Genomic DNA, 11,890 nt, shown 5'->3' on the forward strand with positions numbered 1-11,890 from the left:
GTGAACTGGCGGGCGGGACCCCCGGCCTGGGCGACAGGCCAGGGGACCCGCACTCGCAAATTGGGGGCGAGCACATGGACTTCATCGGCAAACCGTCGGCGGTGGAAACGCCGTCGACCTTGGCGCGGACGGTCGGCGAGACGCCGGGACCCGGCGGCGACAGCGTCGCGGGCGGCAGCGGCACGAACCAGACCCTGGCTCTCGCCGACACGGTGTCGGGCTATGTGAACACGTCGGGCGACACCGACTGGTTTCAGGTCATGCTGACCGCGGGGACGACCTACGCTTTCTCGATGGCGGGCAGCGACGGCCTGGACGCCTACCTGAGCCTCACCAACGCGTTCGGGGCCGAGGTCGGCTTCGACGACGACAGCGGCGCCGGCAAGGACGCCCTGCTGTATTTCACGCCGACGCAGAGCGGGACCTACTACCTCTCGGCCGGGGGCTGGTCGACGACGACCGGAGGCTATTCGCTGAGCGCCCAGACGGGCACGCCCGACCCGCTGGACTCCATCGACTGGGGAACCCGGGTCGAGGACGCCGCGGTGATCTACGTCTATTTCGCCGGGTACGGCGAGAGCTACGACGGCGTCGCCTCGATCGGCTGGAGCGCCTACGAGATCCAGCAGGTCATGCTGGCCCTCACCCAGTACGAGAATGTCTGCGCGGTCGATTTCCGGATCACCGACGACGTGAACATCGCCGACTTCAAGCTCGTCGTGGCGACCGAGGCGCTGGAGGGCGAACTCGCCCACTTCAACCCGCCGGGCACGTTCTACGGCGGGGTAGGGGTGTTCTACCGCGACGGTTACGGCTGGGATTGGACGGGCGCAAGCGACGGGCTGGAGCCGGGCGGTTACGCCTACGTCACCCTGCTTCACGAGTTTGGTCACGCGCTGGGCCTGGCCCACCCGCACGACAACGGCGGCTCGTCGACGGTCATGCAGGGGGTGACGGAGCCGTTCGATTCGCTCGGCCGGTTCGACCTGAACCAGGGCGTCTACACGACCATGTCGTACAACGACGGGTACGTCGGCAACGCCGGCTACCAGCTCGGCCCGATGGCCCTGGACATCGCGCTGCTGCAGGAAAAGTACGGCGCCAACCCGACCTTCCACGCGGGGGAGGACACCTATGTGATGGCCGCCGGGGCCGCGCCCGGGGCCGGTTACACCTGCATCTGGGACACCGGCGGCACGGACACTATCGTCTACGACGGGTCGACCGTGACCCGCATCGACCTCACCGCCGCCACGCTGGACTATTCGGCCACCGGCGGCGGCGCGCTGTCCTGGACGGCCCACGTGCCGGGCGGCTTCACCATCGCGGCCGGCGTGGTGATCGAGAACGCCACCGGCGGCCACGGCGTCGACCTGCTCATCGGCAACAGCGCCGCCAACACCCTGATCGGCCGGGAGGGCGGGGACACGCTCGAGGGCCGGGCGGGCGACGACGTGCTGGACGGCGGCGACGGCGAGGACGTCCTTAAGGGCGGCGCCGGCGCGGACCGGCTGCTTGGCGGGGCCGGGCGCGACACCCTGGACGGCGGCGAGGGCGACGACACGCTCGAGGGCGGGGCGGGCAACGACCTCTTCATCCTCAGTGCGGGCGCCGACGTCCTGATCGGCGGCGACGGCGTCGACGTGCTCGAAGTCGCCACCGCCGCGACGATCGACCTCGGCCTGACGGGAATGCAGACCCTCGCCCCGGGCTTCTCCGTCCGGCTGGAGGGGATCGAAGGGCTCACCGGCTCGGACGGGGCGGACAACTTCACCGGCGGCGCCGGCGACGACGTGCTGAACGGCGGGGGCGGCGACGATCGGCTCGCCGGCGGCGCGGGCGCCGACCACCTCGACGGCCGCCTGGGCGACGACGTGCTGATCGGCGGCGCCGGCGACGACTGGCTGGACGGCGGCTCGGGCGACGACGTCGCCGACTATTCCGGCACGGACGTCGCCTTGACGCTGGATCTCTCCTTGTCCCAGCAGGTCGCGGGGGCGGCCGGCGCAGACCGGCTGATCAATATCGAAGGCCTGATCGGCACCGGCTTCGCCGACGTCCTGACCGGCGACCGTCTCGACAACAAGTTGTGGGGCGGCGCCGGCGACGACCGTCTGAACGGCGGGGACGGGGCCGACGTGCTGGAAGGCGGGGCCGGCTCGGACGTCCTCGACGGAGGGGCGGGGAGCGACACGGCCGCCTACGCGGCGGCGAGCACCGGTGTCACGGTGAGCCTGGCCAGGACGGCGGCCCAGGCCACGGGCGGCGCCGGGACCGACACCCTGGTCTCGATCGAAAACCTCACCGGATCGGCCTTCGCCGACGTGCTGCGCGGCGACGGCGGGGCGAACGCGCTCGCCGGCGGCGGCGGCGACGACGTGCTGGAGGGCGGCGACGGCGACGACCGTCTGAACGGCGGCGCCGGGCTCGACACCGCGTCCTACGCCGGGGCCGGGGCGGGCGTCAGCGCGGACCTCGCCCGCACGGACTTCCAGAACACCGTCGGGGCGGGTGCCGACATCCTGTCGGGGATCGAGAACCTGACCGGATCGGCCTATCAGGACCGGCTGAGCGGCGACGCCGGCGCCAACGTCCTGACCGGCGGGGCGGGCGCGGACGTGCTGGACGGCCGCGCCGGCGACGACCGCCTGGACGGCGGGACCGGGATCGACACCGCCGACTATTCCACCGCCGAGGCGGGGGTGACGGTCAACCTCAACGACATGGGCCAGGCGGTCGACACCGGCGGGGCCGGGATCGACACCCTGCGCTCGATCGAGAACGTCACCGGCTCGGCCTTCAACGACAGCCTGCGCGGCAGCGCCGCCAGCAACGTGCTGAACGGGGGCGCCGGCGACGACGTGCTGGACGGCGGCGGCGGCCACGACAAGCTGTACGGCGGGGCTGGGATCGACACCGCCTCGTACGCCAGTTCGACCGCGGCGGTGACCGTGCGCCTGACCACGACCGAGGCCCAGGTCACCGGCGGGGCCGGGTCGGACACCCTGGTCGGCATCGAAAACCTGACCGGTTCGCGCTACGCCGACCGGCTCACCGGCGACGCCGGGAACAACGTGCTGAGCGGCGGTTCCGGCGATGACATGCTGGACGGCGGGGCCGGGCGGGACGTGCTGGACGGCGGCCTGAACGTCGACACCGCGACCTACGCCGGCGCGACCGCCGGGGTGACGGTCAATCTGACCCTGTCCGTCGCCCAGAACACTGGCGGCGCGGGCGTCGACACCCTGATCTCGATCGAGAACCTGATCGGCTCGACCTTCAACGACAGCCTGCGGGGCAATACCGGGGCCAATACTCTGGTCGGCGGCGCCGGCGACGACGTGCTGGAAGGCGGCGGCGGCGAGGACCGCCTCGACGGCGGGACCGGCGTCGACACGGCGTCCTACGCGCATTCGGCGGCGGCGGTGACCATCAACCTGAACGCCGGCGGGACGCAGGCCACGGGCGGGGCGGGAACGGACACTCTGGTGTCGATCGAGAACGTCACCGGCTCGGCCTTCGCCGACACGATCCGCGGCAATGCCGTCGCCAACGTGCTGGACGGCGGGGCGGGGCACGACGTGCTGCTCGGCGGCGGCGGGAACGACACCCTGATCGGCGGGGCCGGGAACGACGTGATGACCGGCGGCGCGGGCGACGACCTTTTCGTGTTCGGGACGGGATTCGGCCAGGACCGGATCGACGACTTCGTCGCGGGCGGGGCCGAGGACCGGCTGGACTTCTCCGCCTTCGCAGGGACGGGCGTGACCTGGACGCTGACCCAGGTCGGCGACGACGCGGTGTTCAGCTTCTCGGACGGCTCCAGCCTGGTCCTCGCCCACGTGCAGGCGACCAGCCTGACGCAGACCGGGACGTGGGGTTGGGGCTAGGCTGGCGGCGTTCGGCGGCCATGACGGTCGCCGGACGCCAGACCGCTGAAACTAGCATTTTACAAGCTCTGCCGTGTGGCTATGTTCGCCTCCAGATTGCATCTGTAGGCGGACGATGGCTTCGATTGTGGGGACGCCGAACGGCGACACGCTGCAGGGCACGAGCGGCGCTGACGTCATCGACGCGGGCGGCGGCGCGGACCGGGTCACCGGAGAGGCCGGCGACGACCAACTGATGGGCGGCGCTGGAGACGACGTCCTGGAGGGCGGAACCGGTTCCGACGTCGTTTATGGTCAAGACGGCGACGACGTCGTGGGCGACTGGGGCCAAGGCGACGACCAACTGTTCGGGGGTGCCGGGAACGACACCGTTCAGGTCGGCCGTGATGACTATCGGCTGACCAGCGAGAGCACGGCCTACCTCGACGGTGGCGAGGGCGATGACCTGCTCACCGCGAGCGGCGCCTACGCCTACCCCGCGGCCAACATTCAAGCGCAGCACGTCAATGCGACCCTCGTCGGCGAGGGCGGAGCCGACAAATTCATCGTGGGCGCAAACGTCGACGCGGTGATCTACGGCGGCGACGGCGACGACCTGATCACCGTGGCGGACGCCGTTTCGGTCACGGTCACCCTGGGGGCGGGGACCGACGTGATCCGCGTCTTCGACTTCAAGGGAACCGTCCAGGTGACGGATTTCCAGCCGGGCGACCAGGGCGACGTCGTCGAGATGATCGATTTCCTGCAGTCCCGCCTCACGCGATGGGATCAGAGCAATCCCTTCGCGACCGGCCATCTCCGGCTGGTGCAGGCCGGCGCCGACACGATCGTGCAGATCGACGCGAACGGCGGGGGCGATTCCTGGGCCGACGTCTTGCGTCTTCAAGGCGTCCAGGCCTCGGCTTTGACCGCCTTCAACTTCGAGGGCTTTCCGCCGGACGGTTCCGACCCGGCCGGCCGGACGATCGTCGGTACGGACGCGGGAGAATATCTCGAGGGCAGCTTCGGCGGCGACCTGATCCAGGGAGCCGGGGGCGACGACATCGTCAATGGCGGCGGCGGCGACGACCAAATCCAGGGCGGCGACGGCGACGACATCCTGACGGGGGGATCGGGCACGGATGTGATGTTCGGCGGCGACGGCGACGACACGGTCTCGGCGGGGCCGGCCGACGTCGCTTATGGCGAGGCCGGGGACGACGAGCTCTCTGCCGGTTTCTATCCGGACGGCACGGGCCACATACTACTCGACGGGGGAGAGGGGGACGATCTCTTCCGACTGTCGTTTAATAACCCGGGGCAGCAGGCCATCACCGCGCGTGGCGGCGATGGCGACGACGTGTTTCTGGTCACGGGAGCGGGCGCAGCCGACGCGAGCCACGGCGCGACCCTGACGCTCGGGGAAGGGCGGGACGTCGTGACCCTCGCGGCGCAGCAGGCCGAGCGTCCGACGATCGTCATCACCGACTTCCAGGGCGGCCCGGGCGGCGATCGCGTGGACCTGCTGCCCTATCTCGACGCGGCCCTGACCGGCTGGGACCATGAAACCAACCCGTTCAGCGCCGGGCTCCTGCGCCTGACCGCGTCCGAGGGATCGACGCTGGTCCAGGCCATGATCGGCGGCGCCTGGACCACGCTCGTCGTGTTCGAAGGCGTCGCGCCCGACGAACTGTGGGCCGAGAATCTCGGCGGCTACGGCCCGGACGGGACGCGGTTCGACGAGGTCATTGTCGCGGAAGAGTGGGCCGACGCCGACTACGAAGGCGTGCCGCTGACCGGCGGTGCGGGGGCCGATCAGATCTTCGGCGGTTCGAGCGTGGACGAGCTTCGGGGCGATCGCGGCGACGATCTGCTCCTGGGCGGCGAGGGCTCCGACCGGCTGTTCGGCGGAAGCGGCGACGACGTGCTCGTCGGTGGCGGGTCTTACGACCGGCTGTCGGGCGGCGCGGGGCACGACAGCTTCGTCTTCGTGCGCGGCGACGGCCAGGACGCGGTGTTGGACTTCGATCCGACCCAGGACCGGCTGGACGTCTACGACTACTCCGGCGTGGTGGAGATCCGCCAGGTCGGCCTCGACACGGTCGTCACCCTGAGCCCCACCGAGTCCATCCACCTCTACAACGTCCAGGCTTCGCAGCTGACCACCGCCAACCTGGTCTTTCATCCGGCCGCGGCGCTACCGCGTCCGCCGGCGATCGTCCCGCCCGGCGCGGCCGGGCACACGCTGGTGGTCACCGGCTCCTACACCCACGCCCAGGGCGCGGCGCTCTACACGCGCGACGACCTGGGTCTGACGGCGGACAACGCGTCCGGCGTCATCACCAACGCGGGACGGGTCATCGTCGCCGCGGAGTCCGGCTATCGGGCCCGCGGCGTGTACGGAAGCAACATGGAACTCCGAAACCTCGCCGGCGGCGAGGTGCGGGTTTCGGCGCCCAACGCTCTCGACACGTGGGGCGTCAGCGTGGGCCAGGTGGTCAACGCCGGCCTGATCGCTGTCGACGGCGCCGATCGCGTGACCGGGGTCCTGGCCCATACGTTCGAGAACTCCGGGACCGTGCGGGCCTGGGCGACCGGCGCCGTCTACGCCGTGCAGGCGTTCGACTTCACCAACTCGGGCGTGATCGAGGCGTTCGGCCTGGACGCGGTGGCCGTCGCGGTCAACCAGGGGCCCTTCTACAATTCCGGAACGATCCGGGCCCAGGACAGCGCCGCCCTCTCCCGCGAGAGCATCGCGGTTCAGATCATCGCGCAGAGTTCGGACGCCACCGCCACCTATGTAAACAACGGCCTGATTGAGGGCGACTACGCGATCCGCGTGTGGAACCCCTTCATCACCTCGAAATTGGTCACGTCGGAGGTCGTGCAGAACGACGGCGTGATCCGCGGGATCGTCGATCTCGATCTCGGCGACGACCGGGTGATCAACACCGGCGAGATCGTCGGCCGCATCGAGCTCGGCGCCGGCGCCGACGTCTACGACGGGACCGGCGGGACCCAGACCGGCGGCGTCCACGGCGGCTTTGGGGCCGACCGGCTGACCGGCGGCGACGGGACCGAGGTCTTCTTCGGCGAGAGCGGCGCGGACGTCATCTCGGGCGGCGCCGGCGACGACCTGATCGACGGCGGTCTGGGCTCCGACCAGCTCGACGGCGGGGCCGGCTACGACACGCTGTCCTTCGAGACCGCGATCACGACCGTCACGGTGGATCTGGCGGCTGGGACCGCGTCGTCCACGGGGACCGACGCCGTGACCGGCTTCGAGCACGTGATCGGCGGGCGCTACGACGACACCCTCGCAGGGGCGTCCGGCGCCGAGCGGCTGGACGGCGGCGAGGGGAACGACGTCCTCGACGGCCGCGCCGGCGCCGACCAGCTGGCGGGCGGCCGCGGGGAGGACGTGCTGACCGGCGGGGCCGGCGACGACGCCTTCGTGTTCGTGGCGGGCGACGGCCGCGACGTGGTCGCCGACTTCACCGCCGGCGGCGGCGAGGACCGGCTGGTCGTCTACGGCTACTCGGGCTACCGCGAACTGCGCCAGGTCGGGGCTGACACCCTGGTGGTGCTGTCGCCCTTCGACTCGGTCCTGCTGAAGAACGTGCAGGCGTCGTCGCTGACAGCCGCGGACTTCAGCTTCAATCCGCAAGCGCCGGCTCAGACGCCCTCGGCGCCCCGGCCGGCCGGCGGGGGCGAGCCGACGGTCGACTACGCGGACGACCTGTGGGTGGCGTCGGGCGAGACCGTTCGGATCACCGGTTCGATCCGCGGCTTCACGGCCATGGGCGGCGCGGATCTCGTCAACGAAGGGATCGTCACCGTCGAGACCGAGCTGATCGGCACGGGCGGCATCCTCGACGCAGGGGGCGGCGTTTTCGACAACCGCACCGGCGCCGTCTTCCACGTCGAGGGGCCGCACGCGACCGGCGTCGCCTCGTACTCCGGTGGAATGCAGATCAAGAACGCAGGATTGTTCGAGATTCTGACGACCGGCTTCGCGACTGGATACTACTCCGCATTCGGCGTCCTGCAGAACTTAGGTACCTTCCGCGTCGTAGGGGACGACGCTACGGGCGTGTACTCCATCAACGATCTGAGCTTCTCGAATACAGGCCTGATCGAGGTGGTCGGCGAGACGCGGGCGGTCGGTATCGAGATCGAGATGCCCGATCATTGGTCGTCTTTCGCCAACTACGGCGAGATCCGCGTGGCCGCCGGATCGGCGGGCGAGAGCGTCGGCGTGCTGTTCGGCGAAGCTCGTTCGACCCCGAACATGCCGAAGGTGTTCGAAAACTACGGGCTGATCGAGGCCGAGTGGGCGTTCATGGCCTCCGCCTGGTCCAGCACGCCGGGCGGGCCGATCTCGATCGTCAACGCCGGCGTCATCCACGGCCGCATCTCGCTGCTCGCCGAGCAGGACCAGATCCTCAACACCGGTGAGATCGTCGGCCGCATCGACCTGTACGGCGGGAACGATGTCTACGACGGGGCCGCGGGCCTGCAGTCCGGCGGCGGGATCTACGCCGGCGACGGCAATGACGTCGTACGCGCCGGCGCCGGCGCGCAGGAGCTGTTCGGCGGGGCGGGGGACGACCTGCTCGCCGGCGGCGCGGGGGACGACCTGCTCGACGGCGGCGCCGGCTTCGACATCGCCGACTACACCGCTGCGGACGGGAACCTGACCATCAGCCTGGCGATCGAGAGCCAGGACGTGGGGGCCGACCTCGGGACCGACCGGCTGGTGGGGATCGAGGGCCTGTTCGGCGGGCGCGGCGCCGACCGGCTCACCGGCTCCGGCGGCGCGGACCTGCTGGCCGGCGGTCTGGGCGACGACGTGCTGACCGGCGGCGCCGGCGCCGACCGTTTCATGTTCAAGCTGGACGGCGGGAACGATGTCGTCACCGACTTCCAGGTCGGCGTGGACGTGATCGACCTGTCGGGCCAATATGGATTCCTGCGCTATGTCGAACTGCGTCAGGTCGGCGCCGACACCCTGGTGGTGCTCTCGAATTCCCAGAGCGTCCTGCTGAAGAACGTGACGGCGTCGTCGCTCACCAACGCGTCCTTCCGCTTCGTCAGCGAAACCGATCCACGTGACATCACCGGAACGGCGGCGGCGGACGTCCTCACCGGCGCGTCCGGCGACGACACTCTGACCGGCTTGGAGGGCGACGACGTTCTCTACGGGCGCGCGGGCCGGGACGTGCTGTCGGGCGGCGCCGGCAACGACTTCCTGCATGGTGGCACGGGCAACGACCGGCTCGACGGCGGCGACGGCGACGACACGGTCGACTACTCCGACGCCGGCACCCAGGTGCTCGTCTGGTTGGGGAGCAACAACACCGCCAGCAATACAGAGGGCAGCGATGTTCTCGTCTCCATCGAGAACGCGATCGGCTCCTACACTGACGACTTACTCTCCGGCAACGACGCCGCCAACCGGCTGTCGGGCCTCGCGGGGCCTGACAGGCTCTATGGGTTCGGCGGCGACGACCTGCTGACAGGCGGCGCGGGCGATGACAGGCTCGACGGCGGCGATGGCGTGGACACGGCCAGCTATTCGGACGCCACGTCCGGCGTGACGGTGAGCCTCGCCCTGCCGGGCGTGGCGCAGGTCACCGGCGGGGCCGGGACCGACACCGTGACCGCGATCGAGAACCTGATCGGCTCGGCCTACGCAGACACCCTCACCGGTACGGACGGCGTCAACGTCCTGACCGGCGGGGGCGGGAACGACGTGTTGACCGCCCTGGGTGGCGACGACGTGCTGAACGGCGGGGCCGGGGCGGACGTGCTGGACGGCGGGGCCGGGGTCGACACCGCCACTTACGCCGACGCGACCGCCGGGGTCACAATCAGCCTGACCAAGACCGGGGCCCAGGTCACCGTCGGGTCCGGCTCCGACACCCTGATCTCGATCGAGAACCTGACCGGCTCGGCCTTCGCCGACAACCTGCGCGGCAATTCCGGCGCGAACGTGCTGATCGGCGGCGCCGGCGACGACGTGATCGAGGGCGGCGGCGGGGCCGACCGGCTGGACGGCGGCGTGGGCGCGGACACCGCGACCTACGCCAACACCGCCGGCGGAGTCGGCGTGAACGTCAACCTGCGGCTCACCGGCCAGCAGAACACCGTCGGGGCCGGCATGGACGTGCTGATCGGGTTCGAGAACCTGACCGGCTCGCGCTACGACGACCGGCTGACGGGCGACGCCGGGGCGAACGTGCTGGTCGGCGGCTCGGGCGCGGACGTGCTGTGGGGCGGGGCCGGGAACGACCGGCTGGACGGCGGCATCGGGGCGGACACCGCGGTCTATTCGGACGCGGCCTACGGCGTGAACGTCAACCTGAACATCCTGGACACGGCCCAGGACACCGGCGGGGCGGGGATCGACACCCTGCTGTCGATCGACAACGTGGTCGGCTCGGTCTTCGCCGACAGCCTGCGCGGCAATTCGGGCGCCAACACCCTGGAGGGCGGCGCCGGAAACGACGTGCTTGAGGGCGGCGGCGGCTCGGACCGGCTGATCGGCGGGGAGGGGATCGACACCGCCTCCTACGCCAATTCGGCCGCGGCGGTGACGGTGCGTCTGACCAACCCGAACGCGCAGGTCACCGGCGGGGCGGGTTCCGACACCCTGAGCGGGATCGAGAACCTGACCGGTTCGCGCTACGCCGACCGGCTGACCGGCGACGACGGGAACAACGTGCTGACCGGCGGGTCGGGCGACGACCTGCTGGACGGCGGGGCCGGCAACGACACCCTCGACGGCGGCCTGAACTTCGACACGGCCACCTACGCCGGCGCGAGCGGCGGCGTGACGGTGAACCTGACTCTGTCCGGCGCGCAGAACACTGGCGGCGCGGGCGTCGACACCCTGATCTCGATCGAGAACGTCACCGGTTCGGCCTTCAACGACTCCCTGCGCGGCAACACCGGGGCCAACACCCTGATCGGCGGTGCCGGCGACGATATCCTCGAAGGCGGCGGCGGCGAGGACCGGCTGGACGGGGGGGGCGGGATCGACACCGCCTCCTATGCGCACTCTGCGGCGGCGGTGACCATCAACCTCAACGCCGGCGGCACGCAGCCCACCGGCGGCGCGGGGACCGACACCCTGATCTCGATCGAGAACGTCACCGGCTCGGCCTTCGCCGACACCCTGCGCGGCAACGCCGTGACCAACGTGCTGGACGGCGGCGCCGGCGCCGACGTGCTGCTCGGCGGGGGCGGGAACGACGTGCTGATCGGCGGGGCCGGCGACGACGTGACGAGCGGCGGGACCGGCGACGACCTGTTCGTGTTCGGGCCGGGCTTCGGCCAGGACCGGATCGACGACTTCGTCGCCGGCGGCGTGGAGGACCGGCTGGACTTCTCCGCCTACACCGGCACGGGCGTGACCTGGACGCTCACCCAGGTCGGCGACGACGCGGTGTTCAGCTTCTCGGACGGGTCGACCCTGACCCTGGCGCACGTGCAGGCGACCAGCCTGGCGCAGACCGGGGCCTGGGGCTGGGGGTGAGGGCGGCGGCGACCGCCGCCGGCGTCACTCCCGGAAGCCGTACTTCTCCACCAGTTCGCGGCGGGTGAACCGCGCGGGCGGTTGGCCGCGGGGGCGGCGGCCGCTCACCCGTTCGTACACGCCCGGCTCCACCTCGCGATACCAGGGGATGTCGTAGGCCCCCAGGGCCTCGAGGTGGGCGAGGTAGGCGTCGAGGGTCGGGAAGGTCTTGCCGCGCGCGAAGGGCAGGTCGGCGACCGGTTGAGCTGACACGCTGTGCTCCTGTGCGGGGACGCCGGCCTTGGCGGGCGCGTCCGGGGCCTTCGCTGCGCACGGGCCGGCGGCCAGGGCGAACAGGCTCGCCGTCACCACAAAAGACCTGCTCACCGCCGCCGTCCTTCCGCCGAACCGGCCGCAGCCTAGGCGCGACGGGCGCGCGGGCGCAAACGGAAGCTTGGCTCTAGGCGAAACCCATGTTTTCCTCCCTGCAACTTGGGGGAGG

3 protein-coding genes are annotated in these 11,890 nt (G+C 71.0%); 2 read left to right on the forward strand and 1 reads right to left on the reverse strand.

The window, feature by feature from the left end:
* Window positions 1–74: 74 nt before the first annotated feature.
* On the forward strand, window positions 75–3,890 hold the full coding sequence (locus H8B08_RS08070; RefSeq protein WP_187449705.1) for a M10 family metallopeptidase: 3,816 nt from the start codon (window positions 75–77) through the stop codon (window positions 3,888–3,890).
* Between the two features lie 115 nt (window positions 3,891–4,005).
* Entirely contained in the window at window positions 4,006–11,409 is a 7,404-nt protein-coding gene (locus H8B08_RS08075; protein ID WP_187449706.1) for a hypothetical protein, read from the forward strand.
* A gap of 24 nt (window positions 11,410–11,433) precedes the next feature.
* Here H8B08_RS08075 and H8B08_RS08080 read toward each other — a convergent pair whose 3' ends face one another.
* Window positions 11,434–11,775: a hypothetical protein gene (locus H8B08_RS08080; protein WP_187449707.1), complete on the reverse strand. Its 342-nt coding sequence runs from the start codon at window positions 11,773–11,775 to the stop codon at window positions 11,434–11,436.
* Window positions 11,776–11,890: the final 115 nt, after the last annotated feature.

It is taken from the genome of Caulobacter sp. 17J80-11 (genome assembly GCF_014349105.1).
Taxonomy (GTDB): Bacteria; Pseudomonadota; Alphaproteobacteria; order Caulobacterales; family Caulobacteraceae; genus 17J80-11.